The following is a 21,755-nucleotide window of genomic DNA, read 5'->3' on the forward strand; positions in this document are numbered from 1 at the left end:
AATTTACCCCAGGCTCTAGAGGGGAATGTCCACCTGACCAAAGAATACTATTATGTAGGTAATGATATATAATAGTTTAATAGGAATACACTAGAAAATGGGGTGTAACAGTGCGAAAACTTGCGGTCCTTACAGGTGGAGGAGACTGCCCTGGACTTAATGCGGTGATTCGGGCAATTGCTAAAAGCGCTCAGGGATACGGAATAGAAGTATTAGGAATTAGAGATGGCTTTCGAGGTGCGGTAGAAGGGGATTTTGTACCCCTTGCGTTGAAGGATGTTTCAGGAATTTTACCTCGAGGAGGTACGATTCTGGGTACTACGAATAGAGACAATCCTTTTGCTTATCAAACCAAACTAAATGGAGTCAATCAAGCTGTAGATCGTTCAGATAATGTGATTCGTAATTTTAAGAAACAAGGGATTGACGCATTGTTAGCCATCGGTGGGGATGGGAGTTTGAATATCGCTTTGAAATTTGTGCATAAGGGCCTTAAAGTGATCGGGATTCCTAAAACCATTGACAACGATTTAATGGCTACTGATCAGACTTTCGGTTTTCAAACAGCGGTGGATACAGCCCAAGAAGCCTTAGATCGCTTACATACTACTGCTGAATCTCATCATAGGGTCATGGTACTCGAAGTAATGGGACGTTACGCCGGCTGGATTGCTCTGTATGCTGGGGTCGCCGGAGGTGCAGATGTGATCCTCATTCCGGAGATCCCCTATAACCTTAATCGAGTTGCCTTAAGCATTCAGAAAAGGGCCAAGCAAGGTAAAAAATTTAGCATTATCGTCGCAGCGGAAGGTGCTAAGCCCTTGGGGGGCGAAATGGTAGTCGAACGCCTGATGGAGGGACGAGTTGACCCGATTAAACTAGGAGGAATTGGTGCCAAAATAGGTCATGATCTTGAAGAACATTATGGAATGGAAACCCGAGTTACCGTTCTTGGACACCTCCAACGTGGAGGCTCCCCCAATGCCTATGACAGAGTTCTTTCGACTCGCTATGGAGCGGCTGCTGTAGACGCCGCCCTGGAAGGGGAATTTGGAATTATGGTTGCGCTTCAAGGAAGGGAGATTGTGCGAGTTCCACTTCAGGAGGCTGTTAACCAAATTAAACTTGTCCCACTTAACGATCCATTATTGTTAGCGGCACGCACTCTTGGAATGGAACTGGGAGATTAACCTTTTCGAAGGGGGAAATGAATATGAGTGATAAATTATCTTTAGATCAGCTTGAAAAGTTCATTGATGAAACCTGCGACTTTTTAAGAGGGGATAAGGATGCTGAGGAATTCGAAGAATATGTACTGGCAATTCTTTTTTTGAAGCGCTTAAATGATCGATTTAATTTAGACCGAGAAATAAGGCGTGAAAAACTTGTGCTAAAAGGATTGTCAGAGAGTCAAATAAGTAAAGATTTAGAGCAACGAGAATCCTATCGTTTATTTGTACCGACTATGGCGCGTTGGGATGTAGTAAAACAAGAAAAGCAGGATTTAGGTTCGTATTTGATGAAAGCTTTTGCCGAGATTGATGATAAGAATCGTGGCTGCCTTGGTCTGTTGAACACTATTGATTTTATGAAGACCACAGAAACAGGTGAAAGATATATGACTAATGCGATTCTAGCTGAACTGATGAGGCGTTTTGAGGAAATTAACTTAGCGGATGATCACTTGGCCTTCTAAATTATTCAGTAAAAATGTAAATTGTCCAGAGGACAGGGGCTCTGTTTTTGAACAGAGCTTCTGTCCTCGTGTTTTCTTAATTGATCTCCAAGATATCTGAGGATTTAAACTATTTTTATTTATGCTGAAGGGGTTGCCAGAGCAAACAGAGATTGATATAATTAATATATTAATACTTTAACTAACTAAAGCGTTAAAACAATACAACGTTTCTTATGCTACAGGATTTTGAGAGGGGATACCTTGGTGGATAAAGATTTTTTAACGATCGCTTTACCAAAAGGAAAGTTGTTAATTGATTCGACTCAATTGTTGAGTAAGGTTGGGATAGAGTGTGGTCATGTTAACGAGGATTCACGAAAGCTCTTCTATGATTTGCCAGACAATAAAGTTAAGATAATAATCTGCCGGCCAACAGATATTCCTACTTATGTTGAATATGGGGCTGCAGACCTTGGATTCGTGGGCAAGGATACTTTACTTGAGGAAAACAAGGACGTAGCGGAATTATTAGACCTAAGATTTGGTTACTGTCGTTTTGTAGTAGCAATGTTGGAGACAAGTGTCCCTCCAAAACTCCCCAGCGGAGAGTATGATTTAAGTCTTTTGAATCATCAAAGGGTAGCAACAAAGTTTCCCCGGGTAACAGAGTCATTTTTTAGTAGTATTGGTATGCAGGTAACTCCAATTAAACTGCATGGCAATATGGAACTAGCGCCTTGTGTCGATTTGTCAGAAATGATTGTTGATATCGTTTCCACCGGAAAAACTCTTCGGGAAAACCACTTGGTTGAAGTAGCTCCGATTCTTGAAGCAACAACTCGCTTAATTGCTAATCGTGTGGCCTATCGAATGAAATACGAGCGAATTAGAGATTTAGTAGAAGCTTTAAGAGGATATCTTCAAGCTGAAGTTTCCGCAAAATAGGGCCATGGTCCATTGATTAAGGGAGGTATAAATATTTAATGAGGATTGAGAATCTAAATGAACTTGATTTAAACCGACTTACCCGAAAATCCTATGGAGATGATGAAACACTTGAGCAACGTGTTGCAGAAATAATCAAGTTGGTTCAGAAGGATGGGGAAGAGGCAATCTATAAACTGACCGAGGAATTTGATCATGTGAACTTGCGTCAAAGTGGTTTGCAGGTCACAGCTGAGGAGATTCAAGAGGCCTATAATAACGTAAGTGAGAATTATTTACGGGCCCTTCGAACTGCTAAAGCAAATATTCTGAGCTATCATGAAAAGCAAAAAAGAACCTCCTGGCTGGAGCCGAATTTAGATGGAAGCGTGCTTGGACAGCTCTTACTCCCGCTCAAGCGAGTGGGTATTTATGTTCCTGGAGGTACAGCTTCCTATCCATCGTCGGTTTTGATGAATGCACTCCCCGCTGTCGTAGCCGGAGTTGAAGAAATCGTGATGGTAAGTCCTCCAAGGACAGACGGAACTCTTCTGCCGGAGGTTTTGGTCGCTGCGGCTGAAGCAGGGGTAACTGAAGTATACAAAGTCGGTGGAGCTCAAGGGATTGCTGCTTTAGCCTATGGTACAGAGACTATCTTTCCGGTTGATAAGATAACAGGACCAGGGAATATCTACGTGACTTTGGCCAAAAAGCAAGTCTTCGGAACAGTGGATATAGACATGCTGGCGGGGCCGAGTGAGATCTTAATTCTAGTGGATGAGACCGGACGTCCGGAAGAATTAGCGGCGGATTTACTCTCGCAGGCGGAGCACGATAGGCTCGCCTCAGCAATCTTAGTTTCATCCAATCAAGAAATACTGGAAAAAACTATCGCTGCTGTGGAGAGGCAGCTCGAAGACCTACCTCGTGCGGAGATTGCCCGAGCGTCTTGGGAGACATACGGAGCCGCGGTTCTGGTCTCCAGTCTCCAAGAGGGAATGGATTTGGCCAATAAAATTGCTCCAGAGCATTTTGAGCTTGTAGTAGAGGAGCCATTTTCTTGGTTAGGCCAGGTTCGTAATGTCGGTGCTGTCTTTCTGGGGAGGTATTCTCCGGAACCTGTCGGAGATTACTTTGCAGGCCCAAACCATGTCCTACCGACTGGAGGTTCGGCGCGTTTTTATTCTCCTTTAAATGTAGATATGTTTATGAAGAAAGTAAGTGTCATTGGCTATTCTGAAACGGCCTTAAAGAGAGATGCTCAGCAGATCGCCTTACTCGCTCGCAGCGAAGGGCTGGAAGCCCACGCCCGTGCTGTAGAAGCTAGGTTTAAGGACTAAGAACCTGAAGGAGATGTTTTCAATGGAATCTCGGTTAAACAACCTTGACATATATGTTCGGCCAGCAGTCCTAGAGCTCGTTCCCTATGAAACGAAATACCTACCGGAGTGTATAAAGCTAGATGCTAATGAAAACCCATTTCCGTGGCCGGCCAAAATGAAGGAAGCACTGCTCTCTGAGAAATTTGATTTTAACCGTTATCCGGATGGAATGGGTCAGGAGCTTAAGACGCATATTGCTCAGTATACGTCATCTGCTCCGGAAAGTATAATGATTGGCAATGGCTCGGATGAGTTAATTCAAATGATACTACTTACATTTGGTGGCGCAGGCAAATCTTTGATTATCCATCCTCCGACCTTTGGCATGTATCAAATATATGCTCGCTTAACAGAGACCGCTGTTGTGCCTGTGCCTTTGTTAAACGGCCTTGATTTAGATACTGAGCAAATGTTAAAAGCAGCAGAGGCTCCGGATGCTCAGGTTATCATTGTTTGCAATCCTAATAACCCAACAGGCTCGCTTTTTCCGAGGGAAGAGATTCTCAGACTGGTCAAAGAAAGCGGTAAAATTGTTGTGGTCGATGAGGCTTACGCAGAGTTTTCTGAGCAAACTCTGATTCCAGAGATTGAAAACTATCCTAACTTAGTAATCATGCGGACATTTTCGAAGGCATTTGGAATGGCTGGTCTGCGTCTAGGATATTTACTTGGGCAACCCAAAACCATTGCTTTAATTGAGAAAGTGAGACCGCCGTTTAATGTTAATTTGTTCAGTCAGAGAGCGGGTATTTTAGCGCTGGATTATTTAAGGGAATATAAACTTCAAATTCAACAGATTAAAGAAGAAACTAAAAAATTGTATGAAGCCTTGGATCAGCTTCCGGGCCTAACGGTTTATCCAACCCTGGCGAATTTTATTCTTTTTAAACCAGGAGATCCCGATAGATGGGCAACAGAATTGCTTAAAAGTGGTTTTCTAATTCGAAATATGGGCTCCCTCCCTATTCTAGGTAAATGTCTGCGGATCAGTGCAGGGCTGCCGGAGGAGAATGAGAGGTTTATACGAGTAATTCGAGAGATTAGCGAGAATCTGAAATAGAATATTATTTGCGAAAGTTGTCGTTGCGGAAAGGAGAGAAAAATGCGAGAAGCTTGTGTTGAACGTAAAACTAAGGAAACAGAAATCCGTGTACGGCTGAATTTAGATGGGACTGGAGAGTCCCATATTAAGACAGGGATTGGGTTTTTCGATCATATGCTGACGGCGTTTGCCAGATTTGCCTATCTAAATTTAAGCATAGAAGCCAAGGGGGATTTAGAGGTGGATGCTCACCATACTATCGAGGATTGCGGGATCGTAATGGGGCAAGCACTCAGAGAGGCCTGCGGCGAAAAAGTGGGGATTGAACGCCTTGGTGAAGCTCTGCTACCTATGGATGAAGCCCTCGTTCAAGTAGCCTTAGACCTCTCCAATCGACCTTTCTTAGTTTGGGAGGTGGATTGTTCCGATGGTATGGTAGGAGAGTTTCCCGTCGAGATGGCAGAAGAGTTTTTCAGAGCACTAGCGGTACATAGCGGCCTTACACTCCATGTCATTAAACTATCAGGGAAAAACCGGCATCATATTCTTGAGGCAGCTTTTAAAGGGGTGGGGAGAGCACTGGGACTAGCTTTGCGTCAGAACAATCGATATAGCGGAATCCTTTCAACCAAAGGAGTTTTATAAATGATTGGAATTGTGGATTATGGTCGGGGAAATTTAAGAAGTGTGGAAAAGGCTTTAGAAAAAGTTGGTTTCGAAGCAGTTATTATGGCTTCGTCAAACGAGCTAAGCAAAGTAAAAGGACTTATCCTGCCGGGAGTCGGAGCATTTGCCGATGCCATGGAGGCATTAAAACATGGTGGGTGGATTGAGCCATTGATCGAGTTCGCTCGCTCTGGGCGTCCGTTCTTAGGGATCTGTTTAGGGATGCAGATTCTGTTTGAGGTTGGGGAGGAGCACGGAGAGTACGCAGGACTTGGACTTTTAGCTGGCCGAGTGGTCAGATTTCCAGCGGGAAGGAAGGTTCCTCACATGGGCTGGAATAGTTTAGAACTGGAACAATCCTCCCGTTTACTAGCTGGGATTCCTAATGAATCCTACTTTTATTTTGTACATTCCTACTATGCTGAGCCTGCCGAAAAGGGGGATATTATTGCCACAAGTGATTATGGAGTTGTTTTTCCGGCAGTTGTGGGTAAGGCTAATGTCTGGGGAGCCCAATTCCACCCGGAAAAATCAAGTCCTTGGGGACTTCAGCTCCTTACGAATTTCGGAGAGTGGGTGAATGAAGATGATACTCTTTCCAGCTATTGATTTGAAAGAGGGCAAAGCGGTGCGCCTCTTACAAGGGAGGATGGAAGATTCAACGGTTTATGCAGATAACCCTGTTGACGTCGCTAAGGAATTTGAACGTCAAGGTGCCGAGTATTTACATATGGTGGATTTGAATGGGGCCTTTTCTGGAAAACCAATGAATGACGAAACTATACGGAACATTGTCAGAAGTGTTTCGATGAGAATACAGGTAGGCGGTGGAATCCGCACTATGGAGCGGATCACAGAACTGTTAGAGCTGGGGGTTGAGCGGGTTATTCTAGGAACCATTGCAGTCAAAAATCCAGAGTTGGTAGCGGAAGCAGCAAAACGCTATGGTAAGAGAGTCATTGTAGGGATCGATGCTAAAGATGGTTTAGTCGCGGTTCAAGGCTGGGCTGAAACAACCGAAATGCGAGCTGTAGATTTAGGAAAGGCTATGAAAGCAGTAGGAATTCAGAGTGTCGTTTTTACAGATATCTCACGAGATGGAATGCTCCAGGGTCCGAATATTGAGAGTACAGTACAAATGGCCATAGAGACCGGATTGTCAGTGATTGCCTCCGGTGGAATTTCTACATTAGCTGATCTGAGCAACTTACAGGTCCAGGTGCTCAAGGGAGTTTCCATCGAGGGGGCCATTACTGGAAAAGCTCTCTACAGTGGTTCTTTTACCTTAAAGGAAGCTTTGGCGGCTGCCGCCGGAAATGCTAATGATGAGAAGATTAAGGATATAGCACAAACTATTGTTGCTAAAGATAGCTAAGGAGGGGAATGGCATGTTAAGTAAGCGTATCATTCCTTGCTTAGATGTCCATGATGGGCGTGTGGTCAAGGGAACAAATTTTGTACAATTGCGTGACGCAGGAGATCCCGTAGAACTAGCAGCTTTGTATGATCGAGAAGGTGCCGATGAGCTAATATTTTTAGATATAACCGCATCTTCAGATAATCGAGAAACCATGGTAGATGTAGTACGTCGTACAGCCGAGGAAGTTTTTATACCCTTTACCATCGGAGGAGGCTTGCGCACTCTTGAGGATATTAGTCGTATGCTCAGGGCAGGAGCAGATAAAATAGCTTTAAACACATCCGCAGTAAAAACTCCCAGACTCATTCAGGAAGGTGCTCATGCTTTCGGAAGTCAGTGTATTGTTGTAGCTATTGACGCACGAAAAAAAGCACAGGGTCAATGGGAGGTGTACATACACGGAGGTAGAACAGCGACAGGTAAGGATGTTTTAGAGTGGGCTGCTGAGGTAGAGGCTCTAGGAGCAGGTGAAATCCTCTTAACCTCCATGGATCGTGACGGGACTAAGATTGGTTACGAATTAGAATTAACTCGTGCTGTTAGCAGAGCCGTATCCCTGCCCGTTATTGCCAGCGGTGGGGTTGGAACCTTAGAACATTTAGCAGAAGGCTTGACTCTAGGGGAAGCTGATGCAGTCTTAGCCGCTTCTATCTTCCATTATAAGGAGTACAGTATTCAGGAGGCTAAACAATATTTGGCGGAACAGGGGATCCTTGTTCGTGGACTTGCCTGACATAGAACTCGATCTTCGAAGACTTGTGTTAATTCTAAAACCCTTAAATACTTCCGTTAAGAAAAGAAGATTAGGCGATCATGATTAAGGAATAAATGATATAATTTGATACTTAGTCAAAACTAACTAACAAGCTTAAGTGGTTAATGGTATGGAGAAAGGAAGATCCCTATGGATAGAAATATAATTCAAGCTTTAGACTTATCGACGATCCGCTGGGATGCTCAGGGCCTTGTGCCTGCGATTGTTCAGGATGTAGAGACTAAAGGAGTCTTAATGCTGGCATATATGAATGAAGAGTCCTTACGGCGAACCCTGCTTGAGAGGAAGGCTTGCTATTATAGTAGAAGCCGACAATCCTTGTGGCTGAAAGGGGAAACCTCTGGGCATTTTCAGGAGATCGTCGACATTAAATTTGACTGTGACAAGGACACATTACTCTTGACTGTGAAGCAGATAGGTATGGCTTGCCATGAAAATTACTTTTCGTGTTTCCACTATGATTTAACTAACGAAGGGTTTAAAGAGATCGGGGAACCGGAGGTAAGACCTGAGCTAACACTGGGCAGGACTCTAGAACTTTTAACGGAAGTTATTCACTCTAGGAACTTAGAACGTCCTGAGGGGGCTTATACCACTTATTTGTTTGAAAAGGGAATTGACAAAATCCTCAAAAAGGTTGGAGAAGAAAGTGCAGAAGTGATTATTGCTGCTAAAAATTCTGATCCGGATGAGATAAGGTGTGAAGTTTCGGATTTGTTCTATCATGTCTTAGTGATGTTGGAAGAGCGAGGGGTCAGCGTAGAAGAAGTTAGCAGAGAACTTCTTAAAAGGCGAAGTAAGGATTAGATATGTCCCAAAAGGGTCTGGAGAGTAATTGCATTAAAGTCTGCAAAATTAGATACAGATGATTCCTTATTCTAAAAGGAGTCATCTGTGTTTGATCGTTGGTATCGGATCCAGAAAGGATATGGGGTTGGACATTAAAGCTCTTGACAATATTCATGTAGCTGGAATATTATAAAACAATATTAGGTTTAATCACATGGATATTGGGAAAAATATTAACAACAATGATGAAAAGGACAGTAACAAAAAAACTGGGCTTTAGAGACATAATCCTAGGCTGAAAGATTATGACGAAGGTTTTTTGTGAAGATCACCTTGGAGTTGGGCGGCTGAAGGAATCTAAGTTGCTCCGTAGGCATGCGTTACATGTTTTAAGCGATTAATGGGTAGGTAACTATTTCTATTAATAAAAAGGGTGGTACCGCGGATAATCCGTCCCTAAGTCATAGACTTAGGGATTTCTTGATGTTATTTATCCAACATGACTAGGTCAACACATTGCTCAAATAAGAAGGGAAGATGATGATGTCTAATTTTAAACCTCTTTCGGATCTGACGGTGGCTAAAAGGGAAAGCGAAATAGCAAATTCTTGGGATGAACAGGAGATACTAAAAAAAAGTATTCAAATTAGGGAAGGAAAAACACCTTTCGTTTTTTACGAAGGTCCTCCTACGGCCAATGGCAAACCAGGGATACACCACGTTATCGCCAGAACGTTAAAGGATTCCGTTTGTAGGTACAAGACCATGCAGGGGTATCAAGTCAAGCGTAAAGCTGGCTGGGATACTCATGGTCTTCCTGTGGAAATAGAGGTTGAAAAGCAGCTCAAGCTTTCTAACAAGCAGGAAATTGAAGATTATGGAATTGCCGATTTCAATCAAAAGTGTCGAGAATCTGTGTTTAGCTATGAGAAGCAATGGCGAGAGATGACCAAGCGCATGGGATATTCCATTGATTTAGATCATCCCTATGTAACCTTGGATAATAATTATATTGAGAGTGTGTGGTGGATCTTAGATCAATTTTTTAAAGCAGGTTTAATTTATGAAGGACATAAGATTTTGCCCTATTGCTCCCGCTGCGGAACGGGATTAGCTTCTCATGAAGTAGCCCAAGGCTATAAAGTAATTAAGAGTAACACAGTTGTGGTTAAATTTAAGCGCAAAGATGTTCAGGAGTATTTTCTGGTCTGGACAACAACGCCCTGGACTCTTCCTTCCAATGTGGCACTAACCGTAAATCCTGAAGAAGTATACCTAAAGGTTAGACAGAATGAGGAAATCTATTATGTTTCTAAGACCCTGTCCCATAAGGTCTTGGGTGAAGAGTTTGAGGTAATAGAAGAGATCAAAGGAAAAGACCTGGAGCATGTGGAATATGAGCAATTGATGCCTTTTGTCAAGGCCGATAAGAAAGCATTTTTTGTCACCGTAGGGGACTATGTAACAACTGAAGACGGTACAGGAATTGTTCATACTGCTCCAGCCTTTGGGGAGGATGATTATAATACCGGACGTCGATATAATTTGCCGGTGCTTCAGCCTGTCGATGAAACTGGAAAGTTTGTGACCACACCTTGGGCAGGGAACTTTGTTATGGAGGCAGATTTAGAAATTATCAAGTGGCTGCATGCTGAAGGAAAACTATTTAAAAAAGAAAAGATGGAGCATAATTATCCACACTGCTGGAGATGTCAGACCCCACTCCTATATTATGCTAAACCCAGCTGGTACATTGAAGTGACTAAATTCAAAGACAAATTGGTAGAAAACAATAACAGTGTTGAGTGGTATCCGGATTACGTCGGTGAAAAAAGATTTGGCAACTGGTTAGAAAACGCTAATGACTGGGCTTTGTCCAGAAGCCGATATTGGGGAACACCCCTTAATATTTGGAGATGTGATTGTGGACACACGACATCAATTGGCTCAAGAAGAGAATTAGTTGATAATGCCGTCGAGGCACTGGATGAAACGACCATCGAATTACATCGGCCCTTTGTAGATGATATTCACCTTAAATGTACAAAATGTGGCGGGACAATGACTAGAGTAACGGATGTTATTGACTGCTGGTTTGACAGTGGCTCAATGCCTTTTGCTCAGCACCATTATCCCTTTGAAAACAGTCAAAACTTTGATCAACTTTTCCCGGCAGATTTTATTTGTGAAGGAATTGATCAGACGAGAGGATGGTTCTATTCTCTGCTCGTTATCTCTACCTTTATTAAGGGAGTAGCTCCCTATAAACGAGTATTGGTCAACGACTTGATTCTAGATAAAGACGGACACAAAATGTCTAAGTCCAAAGGAAATACAGTAAATCCCTTTGAGCTCTTTGATCAATACGGAGCAGATGCTTTAAGGTGGTATCTACTCCATGTTTCCCCAGCTTGGATTCCGACTAAATTTGATATTGAAGGGCTTAAGGAAGTACAAAGTAAATTTTTTGGCACTTTGAGAAACGTTTATGCGTTCTTTTCCTTATACGCTTCGACGGATAAGCTGGATCCCCGGGATTTCTTTATTGCCCACCCAGACAGACCAGAGCTAGACCGCTGGATATTGTCAAAGTATAACAGCCTTCTCCAAGGGGTAGAGTCAGATCTTAGTGTTTTTGATCTGACCAAAGCGGTGAGAAAGATTCAGGAGTTTGTTAATGAAGATCTTTCCAATTGGTACATTAGACGTTCGCGCAGACGTTTCTGGGAGTCAGAGTTAACTGACGATAAGAAAGCTGTCAACAATACAACCTATGAAATACTTGTGGGACTATCTAAATTAGTAGCTCCCTTTGCACCATATATTGCGGAAGAACTCTATCGAACTTTGACAGATGAGCTATCAGTTCATCTAGCAGATTACCCCGTTGCCGATTTAGGGCTAATCGACGAGGAATTGGAATATAGAATGGATTTGGTGAGGAATCTAGTTGGTTTAGGCCGGGCGGCAAGGGAACAGGTGAAAATCAAGGTGCGACAACCTGTCCAAAAGATATTGATTGACGGTAAATATGAACAACTAATAGCCTACATGCTTCCCTTAATTCAAGAGGAATTAAATGTCAAGGAGGTTGTGTTTGCCAAGGATTTGAACCAGTATTTAAACTTTAGCTTAAAGCCTAATTTTAAAGTGGCAGGTTCCATCTTTGGGGCTAAAGTAAAATCATTAGGTAAGGTGCTGGCGTCCCTAGACGCTTCGGCAGTTGTGCCCAAGCTAGAGGCTGGGGAAACAATCTCAGTAGAGGTAGAGGGTGAGCTTCTAGACTTAATTAAGGATTATGTAATCACCACTATCTCGGCTAAAGAAGGCTTTACAATGACAGTAGAGGACAATTTATTTGTAATACTAGACACTACTTTGACCAAGGAACTGATTAATGAAGGCTATGCCAGGGAGTATATCTCCAAGGTACAGCAGATGAGAAAGAACAATGGTTATGAGATGATGGACAGAATTAAGATATACTTTGATGGTGATGAGGAAATAGCTGAGGCAGTCAAATTATTCGAAGACTATATTAAGCAAGAGACGCTGGCCGACAATATTGAGCGAATCGAGGATATGGGCTTAGAAAGGCAGAGTCTTAACGGTCATGAGACAGGTTTGAAGCTGGTCAAATTATAGAATCAACATGAGGATAGGGAATTACAAAAGGGAAGGCTGGAAGCTAATGCTTCCAGCCTTTCCAGTGAAGTGCTCTCTTGATGATATTATGTTTTAAGTTGAAATCTTCAACTATAGTCTTTTTCCCATGAGGGTCAACCAACCACTCTTCCATAACCACACAATAAAAACCTTCAATCCCCATCTCCTCAGGAGTGAGTACTATCGCGCCGGGAATCGGTCTATTAGGGGAATAAACCACTTCCAAAGCTTGATGCCATGTCCAGCCAAGTTTATCTCCAGATAAGTATTCCCACAGCTTGGCCTTTTGCCATGCTCCCGGAGCAGCGGGAGGCTCGCCCTGAATCATGGGATCAAAGCGCTTGTCCCATTTTCGCTCAATAAAAATAACATCTTTTGCTTTCCAATCCACAGGAGTGGGGGGGGCTCCCCTCATAAAAGCTTCCCAATTGTCTAAAGTTCCTTTAAAAGACCGTGCTTGAGGATTGTAACCGTAATCATCGGTTTTAGCAGAGGCAACACTAGGAAAAGAAAACAACATTATTAGAAGCAAGACCAGGAAAACAGATCTTTGTCGGACTTTCATACTCACCCTCCTCTTATAAATTAATTGTAAGAATATTATATAATTATTCCTGGACAACGTCCTAAGTAATAAAGAGAATTCTGTCGATTTAGCTAAAGACAAAACCTAAATAATCTATTAGTGACAAAATTTATTTTAAGCGAGATGGTTATGTGCAGTAAAAGCGGGTTAAAGGTCATCAGAAAATACCCGTGGTTAGATACAAATATCTAACCACGGGTATTATTAAACAATTAGCATAAATAAATTCTGTTACGAAAAACTTGGCGTTCATCTCTAGTAGAACGAGTTCGCTGACAGTTAATCATAAAGATCGACGAAATAAATAAAGGTCACGAAATAAATGGCTACCTAAATAGTTTTACCAACCAAATCCTTAAATCCCTGATAAATAAGGTCATAAAGATCTTTAAGTTCCTCTTCTTCAACACAAGAAAAAGCTACTCGAATATCAGTTTCCCCAAGGGAGATGATCCCAACACCATAGTTCTCCAGTAAATGGAGGCGCAGAGTTTCGGGATCGACTCCTTTAAGTTTTAGGCACATGAAATAACCTGAATTAAAAGGATAGGAGTCCCAAGCGTCCTTATAATCCCCTTGATCCAGTATTTGTTTGACCTTAATGGCACGTTGTCTTAAGACTTCGTATTTTTCTTTTTTCTGAGCTTGAAACTCTGCCGACCGGATGGTCTTTAACACAAAGGTTTGGGCAGGGTGTGAAGCACTGGAAATCGTACCTCGTAGAATTCCCTGAGTCTTTTTTTCCAGGCTGTCTAATACCGCGGGATACTCTGAACCAAAGGTTATAAACCCTACCCGAAAGCCCCACATGTAATCCTCTTTTGTAGCTCCGTCAACTTTGATTGGCAATATTCTAGGATGAATATTGGTGACTCTCCCAAACAGGGATTCCTTAATAGAATCTTCGTAGAATAATCCGAAATAGGCATCATCACTAATTACGACTAAATTCATTCCTTGATCTGCAACTTCTTTTAGAGCAGCAACGATATCTGCTGCTTCTTGTTCTGTAGGGGTATAACCAGTTGGGTTATTCGGGAAGTTAAGTAACAAAATAGCTTTTCCATGCTCTTTCTTGGAAAGCAGTGCTTCCTTCATGCCTTGGGTATTAAACGCCCCTTCCTCTGTAAAGAAAGGAAAAGTAATATTCTTCGCTCCTCTGCGGACTCCGAAAATGAAGTTGTAATTACCCCATAGTTTATCAGGTAATACCAGAGGATCATTTTCATCGATAAATAAATCTGCGATAATACTTAAGCCATGAGTTAAGGCATTCGTTACTATGGGATTACTGAATGATTTATTGATCAAAGAAGGGTTTTCCTGTAACATTTTATCGCGCCAAAGCTGCCTCAGTTCCGGTTTCCCTGCAGGAGGAGCATAAGGATAGAGATCTTTGGGATCATAGTTCGAAAGTGTTTCCTGAATTAATGGTAAGAACATCGGATGATCTTGCTCCGTTGCAATTCCAATAGTAGCATTAAAGCGATGGGCTTTTTGTTTCGCCTCAGCTGTCTGTGTCAGGATGCCCTTAGGATAGTAGAGCTCTTTTCCAAGTGTTGACAATAACTCGTAAACATGGGGATTTTCGCGTTGAATTTTAATATTTAAGTCTTGGGCAATTTCATTCATATTATTACTCCCTTGCTCAATCTAGGTGTCAATTTATAGTGAAATTTGTTATCAATCCTAAGCAACTAAATTGTACACTAAAATGGTTTTTTCCTCTAGTATTTATCCTAAAATGAAAGGATTTTTTGAATTAATGGAGAAAACTAATTACTACATTTTGTGAAAGCGTAAACACTGTTTTACAGGGGTAAGAAGCATTAACTTTCGAAATAGCCTTTTGTGAGAGGATAAGTGTATTTGATCGATGAATAAATCAAACTTAGATGGTTTAATCAAAAGGTGGCCGGCATTACCCGGAATAAATGGCAAAGAAGAATTTTTTAATTCTGCTGTTTTAGCGCTGCTATTGCCTGTCAAAGGAGAGTATCATTTTGTCTTCCAAAAAAGATCAGCATCGATTCGACAAGGTGGGGAGATTTGTTTCCCTGGCGGAAAATTTGATCCCACTAAGGACGCAGATTTTAAGGAGACAGCTTTAAGGGAGACTGTTGAAGAGTTAGGTGTTTCCCCAGATAAAATCAGGGTTATAGGCCCCCTTGACACTATTATATCAGTAATGGGTACTACTGTTGACGCATTTCTAGGGGTGCTTGATATAAGTAGCCTGGATGAGTTGAACATAAATTCTGATGAAGTAGAGAGAATTTTTTCAGTGCCCGTTTCGCATTTTGAAAACAATGAACCCGAGCTTTATCAGGTAAGTATTACTGCCCATCCGTCCTACATTAACCAAGCGGGAGAAGAGATTGTTCTTTTTCCAACCAAAGAATTGGGGTTGCCTGAGCGGTATACAAGGCCATGGGGAAATATAATGAACAATATTTTTGTCTATAGAGTTGCGGGAGAGGTAATATGGGGCATAACTGCCAGACTAATTAGAGATGTCATAGGAAAAATTAAGGCGTAAAGATTAACTCTTATCTATCATCACCGCATATCAGGGGTCGATATTCAGTTGTTATTCTACATAAGTTATCCGCTTCTCCTCTGAGATTTTTACTATTATCAAAAATATCCTTAGAAGTAAATTATTCTAGAACAGTTGCATGCCAAAAACAGACTCTTGAAATCCCCTTGATAGAGTGCTATGATTATATAAACTGTTGAAGGGGAAGTAAAACCGCATGGCCAACCTCAAAGAGAGTCGAGAAGGGTGGGAGCTCGGCAGGTAATGGAGCGGATAAATGGGCCCCAGAGGGTGGAGCGAAAAGGCTTAGGTCTTAGTAGCTGCCAACGCTAAGCCAGCGTTACTGGGCTAAGGGTGTGTTGGCACTCTGCAGGAGAGGATGCATTTTTGCATCAACTAAGGTGGTACCGCAGATTAACGTCTGTCCTTATTTAGGGATAGGCGTTTTGTTTTGTGTCCACACTTCTTATCATTCGGAACCGCGACTCGAATGATACGTGCAGAGAAGGAACCCTCAAATAAATTATATAATTAAAAATGGGGAGGTATCTTCTATGAAAAAACCATTAGCGGTAGTGATCTCAGCCTTTATGACCCTAGCTCTCGTGTTATCCTTAACAGCTTGTGCCCCCAGTAAAACTGAAAATACTGGCAGCACCGATACGAAAAAGAAAATTGGTATTATACAAATTGTTGAACATCCATCCCTCAACACTATCAGAGATTCATTAATTGAAGAATTAAAGGCTCAAGGCTATAAAGATGGTGAATCGATTACTATTGACTATCAAAATGCCCAAGGTGACCAAACAAATTTGAAAACTATCTCTCAAAAATTTGTAAGCAACAAATATGACCTGATTGTTGCTATTGCTACACCCTCAGCGCAAGCAGTCGTTAGTGAGACGAAAGATATACCTATTCTTTTCTCAGCTTGTACGGATCCGCTGGGATCTGGGTTGGTCACCAATATGGAACAACCAGGCGGAAATGTTACTGGCACATCAGATGCTGTATCAGCAGAAAAAATTATGGAGTTAAGTAAGCGCATTACTCCTGATTTTAAAACCATTGGGGCATTATATAATTCAAGTGAAACAAACTCGGTTTCTGTGGTTAATGAGTTAAAAGAATATGCTAAGAAGAACAATATGACGGTTATTGATGCCACTGTGACGAACTCTTCGGAGGTACAGCAAGCAGTCACATCCTTAGTTGATAAGGTTGATGTTCTCTTTTCTCCTATTGATAACACCGTGGCTTCCGCTATGCCTCTAGTTACTCAAATTGCTAACAAGGCTAAAAAACCAGTTTATGTTGGTGCGGATTCTATGGTTAAAGACGGAGGGCTTGCGACCTATGGAATAAACTATCAAGTGTTGGGTAAAGAAACCGGAGCTATGGCTGTTGAGATTTTGAAAGGGAAAAAAGCCGGGGATATTCCGGTAAAAACCATGAAGGATATGGACATTTATCTCAATAATTCAACAGCAAAGGCTATCGGAATTAATCTGCCTGAAGATGTGCTGAAATCTGCCGCTCAGGTATTTGAAAACTAAGAAACAAGGGGATAAAAGAAATGAGTGTCATGGTGTTAATGGGTTCTCTGGAATTAGGATTAATTTATGCAGTAATGGCATTAGGCGTTTTTATATCCTTTAGAACCCTTAATATGCCTGACTTAAGTGTTGACGGAAGTTTTGTCCTTGGGGCGGCAGTGTCTGTGGTCTTGAGTCTAAATGGGCATCCTTTTTTAGGCTTAGGGGCTGCATTTATTGCCGGGTGTGGAGCAGGAGCTATCACAGCTTTGCTTCATACCAAACTAAAGATTCAGCCGCTTTTGGCGGGTATTCTGACCATGTTGGCTCTATACTCCTTGAACCTGAAGGTCATGGGCGGCAGGGCAAATATTCCGTTGATTAATAAGATAACCGTCTTTAGTCCCTTTGAAGAAATTCTTAGGGACTATAATAAATTGGGGTTTTCTTTAGCGGTTTTATTATTAATTCTCTTTTTACTGTTTCTCTTTCTAAAGACCAGGCTGGGGTTTGTTTTAAGAGCGACAGGGGATAATGACGCAATGGTAAGAGCCCTGGGAGTGAATACTGACTCCATAATTTTGGTGGGATTAGCTCTTTCCAATGGATTAGTTGGGGTAGCCGGTGCCCTGATTGCCCAGTCACAATCCTTTGTGGATGTGGGCATGGGGATTGGTATGGTTGTTATTGGTTTGGCTTCAGTAATCATTGGAGAAGTTGTTTTTGGCGTAAGTTCACTCTTAAGAAGGCTCATGGCGGTTATTCTAGGTTCAATTCTCTATCGTTTAATTATCGCCTTTGCTCTAGAACTTGGTATGCCACCTACTGACCTTAAGCTTGTTTCTGCCGTGATTGTGGCAATAGCAATGGCTATGCCAGTTTTTAAAAAGCGCCTTTCAGTTGTGAAACGGAAGATGTCGAAAACACCGCACGAAAGGAGCAAATAACCTCATGCTTAGAGTCGAGTCGTTAAGCAAGACATTTAGCAAAGGAAGCACTAATGAGAAACTTGCTCTTAGGGATGTGAATCTATCCTTGGGGGAAGGAGAATTTGTAACCATTATCGGTGGAAATGGAGCGGGAAAATCAACCCTTATGAATTGTATTTCTGGCGTCTATGAGATTGATAATGGCAGGATCACTCTGGACTCAACAGATATAACATTTGATCCGGAGTATAAACGGTCAAGGCATATTGGCAGAGTATTTCAAGATCCCTTGAGGGGAACTGCCCATGACATGACCATTGAAGAGAACTTATCTATTGCCTTTGCTAAAGGGAAATCTGTAGGACTACAGGCGGGAGTGTCTAAAAAGGATATTAACCTTTTCAAGGAGCGACTACAACTATTGGACCTGGGTCTGGAAAATAGGCTCAAGCACAAAGTGGGGCTTCTATCAGGGGGACAGAGACAAGCCCTTACCCTACTGATGGCCACAATTATTAAACCCCGTCTGCTGCTTCTTGATGAACACACTGCAGCCTTGGATCCAACCATAGCTCGCAAGGTCTTGAGTTTGACCCGTAAAATTGTCTCGGAGGAAAAACTTTGTACTCTGATGATTACCCATAATATGAAAGCTTCCTTAGAATATGGAACAAGGACCATCATGATGCATGAAGGTCAGATTATGATGGATCTTCAAGGACAAGAAAGAAAAGATATGACTGTGGATCGCCTAATTGAACAATTTGAAAAGCGCAGCGGAGCTGAGCTGGATAACGACAGAATGCTTTTAGGTTGAGCCTAGAGCAGAATAAGGAGCATTGAACTATATTAATATTATAAGGACTGTCTTACAATGTGTCCTTAGACATATGTAAGACAGTCCTTTACTGTTCATTACCAAGTGGTGATTATTTACAGTGCCAGAGTCTTGGCTTTTTCTAACATTTTGGCCTGATGAAATCTGAATGTCCTGGGGTAAAGTGGATGTCGACAACCAATATGCCTTTAAATGAATAGATTCTGTAATCAAGAGAAAAAGGAAAAATTGTAGGATTATAATGGCACTAACTTCATCTTAAGCATGTCCCAAATACGAGACCAGTGTCGTATTTGGGACATGCTTAAATGTCAGATGGCTTTTAAATTGCATTTGATATTTAACTATCGCTTCATAGGACATATAATTGAGTTATACAAGAAGAGAAATAAATCCTTGAGATAAATTAAGCAGAATATTTGTCTCAGAGACGTTTAAACAGTCTGGAGTGATGTTGCTTGAAGAAACGAGTAAAACAGCTTTTGATTTCCCTAGTCTTGCTTACCATACTTGGTGGCTCAACAGCTTTAATCATCAATTATTATGTCCAATCTGTAGGTGAAGGCTACATCTTAAGTACTGACGATGTCCCTAGTGCAGACGCTGTTTTGGTTTTAGGTGCCTATGTTTTTCCAAGCGGAACTGTATCCACAATGCTCAAGGATCGTTTGACCGTAGGTTATGAACTTTATGAGCTGGGAAAAGCACCTAAACTATTAGTGAGCGGAGATCATGGTCGAAAAGACTATGACGAAGTAAATTCCATGAAGACGTTCTTAAAAGAAAAGGGTGTTCCGGGGCAAGATGTATTCATGGACCACGCAGGTTTTAGTACATATGAGAGTATGTATAGGGCCAGAGACATCTTTGGCGTCCAAAAGGTAATTATAGTTACTCAGGAATATCATCTGAAACGAGCAGTATTTGTTGCCAGAGCTATGGGATTGGAAGCCTATGGTGTTTCTTCGGACAGACATGATTATGGAGAAGCAATGATTATGTATAATCTGAGAGAAATTGCTGCGCGTAATAAGGACTTTTTATGGGCTAAGGTTATTAAACCAGACCCGACATTTCTAGGAGATTCTATTCCTGTAATCGGTGATGGTAAGGTTACAGATGATAGGTAGGCTAATCTTACGGCTGTCCTTGCCTCAGAAATATTTTGTGTCCAAATAGAGGATTATTGTAAGTTTCGGCGAATTTTGATTTATCAGAATATGAATAGCCATTCATATTCTGAATGTTAGGTCAATCAGAAATTAGCTTTAAGAGGGGTGGAAAGAAGATATGGAGTGGAAGACGGTTAAGCTGGATATAATGGAGACCGGAGTAGCGATTCTCACATTAAATCGACCTGAAACAATGAATTCGGTTAATGACCAGCTTTGTTCAGATGTTCAGGCTGCCTGCAAAGAAGCAGCAGACAATGAGCTGATTAGAGTACTAATAATAACAGGAGCGGGCAAAGGGTGGTCTAGTGGAGGGGATATTACCAAATTGGCCTCTATGAAAGATCCTATCAGCGCTAAGGAGACTTATGACGGGTCAGGTGCCCTAGTAACTGCTATTTATGAACTAAAAAAACCGGTCATAGCTGCACTCAATGGGGTTGTAGCTGGAGCTTCCGTAGCTGCCTGTATGGCCTGCGATTTAATTATTGCTTCCGATCAAGCCCGTATGGGTTTTACATTTATGCAAATAGCATTTTGTCCGGATAGTGGAGCCTCACACTTTTTATTTCAAAAAGTGGGCTATCATAAAGCTTTAGAATTATTGTGGTATGGAAAAATCATTAATGCTGAGGAAGCAGAAAAGTTGGGTCTAATTAATAAGGTTGTTCCCCACGAGGAGTGTCTGCCCGAAGCAATCAGGTGGGCAGAAAGGCTAGCCTTGCAACCACTAATGGCAGTTGGGCTCGATAAAAAGCTCATGCGCGAAGCAGCCAAAAATGACTATTATCAGCAGGCAGAGTTAGAGGCCCTGTATCAAGTCTTGGCCTGGTCGTCTGAAGACTTTAGAGAGGGCTGTACAGCCTTTGCAGAGAAAAGAAAACCTGTTTTTAAGAATCGATAGTGAAATAGTAGTTATAAAAAGTTGGAATCGCTGAACAGTGTTTCCAGCTTTTTTAGATCAAAACTTATTTATAAAAAAATTCTCTTATAATTTTATAATAAGGTTAGGGGATTTACTTTGGGGGAAGGTAAGGGTATATTAGTTCATGAGTTTTTAACCATAAGGACAAGGAGGAAATCATGAAAGTCACTGATTTATCTCATCTTATTCATTCAAGTATGCCTGTTTTCCCCGGGACAGAACAACCAATTTTTCAGAGGGCAAATACTTTAGAAAATGATGGTTTCTTAGAAGCCAAGATCACGATGTACTCACATACCGGTACCCATATAGATGCACCTGCTCACATGCATCTGAATGGGCCGTATTTAGATGAATTTGCAATTGATAAGTTTATAGGAACTGCGATCATTCTTGATTTTTCGAGGTCAAACACCCAGGTACTAGACATTGAAAGTATTATTTCTCATGAGGAAACCATTCAAACGATAGATTTTCTGATCTTAAAAACAGGTTGGAGTAAATATTGGGGGAATCCTAAATACTACAAGGGTTTCCCCTATTTAACAGAGAAATCGGCCAAATGGTTATCCCAATTTGCTTTAAAAGGCATAGGGATTGATGCTATATCTATTGATGATATAGAAAGCAGCTCATTTCCAGTTCACAAAATTCTCTTGGAAAAGAACATCATAATCATAGAAAATCTTACAAATTTAGATTCAATTGATACTAAAGGATCTTTTCTGTTAAGTGTTATGCCACTAAAGACTAAACTAGCAGATGGATCTCCGGTTCGGGCAATTGCAATCGAACTTTAAGACATATTTTAACATAAATACCCATTGAAGGAATGGAAGCACTATTTTACAAGTTGATAATTGAGATAACAAGACTCTTTTCTGGA

General features: G+C 41.6%; 20 protein-coding genes and 2 other annotated features. Of the genes, 18 read left to right on the forward strand and 2 right to left on the reverse strand.

Annotated features, from left to right (window positions below):
* Positions 1-110: 110 nt before the first annotated feature.
* The 11 genes from DESMER_RS03650 (at position 111) to ileS (ending at position 12,321) form a co-directional block, all read left to right on the forward strand.
* Positions 111-1,190, forward strand: a complete 1,080-nt coding sequence (locus DESMER_RS03650; protein ID WP_014901712.1) for a 6-phosphofructokinase — start codon at positions 111-113, stop codon at positions 1,188-1,190.
* A 23-nt stretch (positions 1,191-1,213) separates the two neighbouring features.
* Complete coding sequence (locus DESMER_RS03655) at positions 1,214-1,696, forward strand: type I restriction-modification system subunit M N-terminal domain-containing protein (RefSeq protein ID WP_014901713.1); 483 nt, start codon at positions 1,214-1,216, stop codon at positions 1,694-1,696.
* 246 nt (positions 1,697-1,942) lie between these two features.
* Entirely contained in the window at positions 1,943-2,623 is a 681-nt protein-coding gene (gene hisG, locus DESMER_RS03660; RefSeq protein ID WP_014901714.1) for an ATP phosphoribosyltransferase, read from the forward strand.
* 38 nt (positions 2,624-2,661) lie between these two features.
* Positions 2,662-3,942, forward strand: a complete 1,281-nt coding sequence (gene hisD, locus DESMER_RS03665) for a histidinol dehydrogenase (RefSeq protein WP_014901715.1) — start codon at positions 2,662-2,664, stop codon at positions 3,940-3,942.
* A 22-nt stretch (positions 3,943-3,964) separates the two neighbouring features.
* On the forward strand, positions 3,965-5,044 hold the full coding sequence (hisC, locus tag DESMER_RS03670) for a histidinol-phosphate transaminase (RefSeq protein ID WP_014901716.1): 1,080 nt from the start codon (positions 3,965-3,967) through the stop codon (positions 5,042-5,044).
* A 42-nt stretch (positions 5,045-5,086) separates the two neighbouring features.
* Positions 5,087-5,671: an imidazoleglycerol-phosphate dehydratase HisB gene (gene hisB / locus DESMER_RS03675; protein ID WP_014901717.1), complete on the forward strand. Its 585-nt coding sequence runs from the start codon at positions 5,087-5,089 to the stop codon at positions 5,669-5,671.
* A complete protein-coding gene (hisH, locus tag DESMER_RS03680) occupies positions 5,672-6,301 on the forward strand; it encodes an imidazole glycerol phosphate synthase subunit HisH (protein WP_014901718.1) in 630 nt (209 codons plus the stop codon).
* Positions 6,279-7,067: a 1-(5-phosphoribosyl)-5-[(5-phosphoribosylamino)methylideneamino]imidazole-4-carboxamide isomerase gene (gene hisA, locus DESMER_RS03685; protein ID WP_042334255.1), complete on the forward strand. Its 789-nt coding sequence runs from the start codon at positions 6,279-6,281 to the stop codon at positions 7,065-7,067. Before hisH ends, hisA begins: the two co-directional genes overlap by 23 nt.
* A gap of 13 nt (positions 7,068-7,080) precedes the next feature.
* Positions 7,081-7,845, forward strand: coding sequence for an imidazole glycerol phosphate synthase subunit HisF (gene hisF, locus DESMER_RS03690; RefSeq protein ID WP_014901720.1), 765 nt, complete (start codon positions 7,081-7,083; stop codon positions 7,843-7,845).
* Between the two features lie 171 nt (positions 7,846-8,016).
* Positions 8,017-8,694 (forward strand): bifunctional phosphoribosyl-AMP cyclohydrolase/phosphoribosyl-ATP diphosphatase HisIE, encoded by a 678-nt coding sequence (gene hisIE, locus DESMER_RS03695; protein ID WP_014901721.1) that lies wholly within the window; start codon positions 8,017-8,019, stop codon positions 8,692-8,694.
* 218 nt (positions 8,695-8,912) lie between these two features.
* Positions 8,913-9,137, forward strand: a binding site (T-box leader).
* A gap of 82 nt (positions 9,138-9,219) precedes the next feature.
* The gene (gene ileS / locus DESMER_RS03700) at positions 9,220-12,321 is read left to right on the forward strand and encodes an isoleucine--tRNA ligase (protein WP_014901722.1); all 3,102 of its coding nucleotides are present in this window, start codon (positions 9,220-9,222) and stop codon (positions 12,319-12,321) included.
* Positions 12,322-12,364: 43 nt separating this feature from the next.
* Here the strand turns inward: ileS and DESMER_RS03705 are convergent, their stop codons facing one another.
* Both DESMER_RS03705 and DESMER_RS03710 read right to left on the reverse strand, forming a co-directional pair.
* On the reverse strand, positions 12,365-12,907 hold the full coding sequence (locus DESMER_RS03705; RefSeq protein WP_014901723.1) for a hypothetical protein: 543 nt from the start codon (positions 12,905-12,907) through the stop codon (positions 12,365-12,367).
* Between the two features lie 351 nt (positions 12,908-13,258).
* Positions 13,259-14,560, reverse strand: a complete 1,302-nt coding sequence (locus DESMER_RS03710; protein ID WP_014901724.1) for an aminotransferase class I/II-fold pyridoxal phosphate-dependent enzyme — start codon at positions 14,558-14,560, stop codon at positions 13,259-13,261.
* Between the two features lie 244 nt (positions 14,561-14,804).
* Between DESMER_RS03710 and DESMER_RS03715 the strand changes: the two genes are divergently transcribed.
* The 7 genes from DESMER_RS03715 to DESMER_RS03745 all read left to right on the forward strand — a co-directional run bounded on the left by DESMER_RS03715 (position 14,805) and on the right by DESMER_RS03745 (position 21,669).
* Entirely contained in the window at positions 14,805-15,467 is a 663-nt protein-coding gene (locus tag DESMER_RS03715) for an NUDIX hydrolase (protein WP_014901725.1), read from the forward strand.
* A gap of 187 nt (positions 15,468-15,654) precedes the next feature.
* Positions 15,655-15,899 (forward strand) — a binding site (T-box leader).
* Between the two features lie 122 nt (positions 15,900-16,021).
* Positions 16,022-17,026 carry an ABC transporter substrate-binding protein gene (locus DESMER_RS03720; protein ID WP_014901726.1) on the forward strand — a complete coding sequence of 335 codons (1,005 nt, stop codon included), beginning with the start codon at positions 16,022-16,024 and terminating at the stop codon, positions 17,024-17,026.
* Between the two features lie 20 nt (positions 17,027-17,046).
* Positions 17,047-17,952, forward strand: coding sequence for an ABC transporter permease (locus DESMER_RS03725; protein WP_014901727.1), 906 nt, complete (start codon positions 17,047-17,049; stop codon positions 17,950-17,952).
* A gap of 4 nt (positions 17,953-17,956) precedes the next feature.
* Positions 17,957-18,751 (forward strand): ABC transporter ATP-binding protein, encoded by a 795-nt coding sequence (locus DESMER_RS03730; protein ID WP_014901728.1) that lies wholly within the window; start codon positions 17,957-17,959, stop codon positions 18,749-18,751.
* A 479-nt stretch (positions 18,752-19,230) separates the two neighbouring features.
* Entirely contained in the window at positions 19,231-19,902 is a 672-nt protein-coding gene (locus tag DESMER_RS03735; protein ID WP_014901729.1) for a SanA/YdcF family protein, read from the forward strand.
* A gap of 160 nt (positions 19,903-20,062) precedes the next feature.
* Positions 20,063-20,848 (forward strand): enoyl-CoA hydratase/isomerase family protein, encoded by a 786-nt coding sequence (locus tag DESMER_RS03740; RefSeq protein ID WP_014901730.1) that lies wholly within the window; start codon positions 20,063-20,065, stop codon positions 20,846-20,848.
* 179 nt (positions 20,849-21,027) lie between these two features.
* The gene (locus DESMER_RS03745) at positions 21,028-21,669 is read left to right on the forward strand and encodes a cyclase family protein (protein ID WP_014901731.1); all 642 of its coding nucleotides are present in this window, start codon (positions 21,028-21,030) and stop codon (positions 21,667-21,669) included.
* The last annotated feature ends 86 nt before the right edge of the window (positions 21,670-21,755 follow it).

It is taken from the genome of Desulfosporosinus meridiei DSM 13257 (genome assembly GCF_000231385.2).
Classification (GTDB): Bacteria; Bacillota; Desulfitobacteriia; order Desulfitobacteriales; family Desulfitobacteriaceae; genus Desulfosporosinus; species Desulfosporosinus meridiei.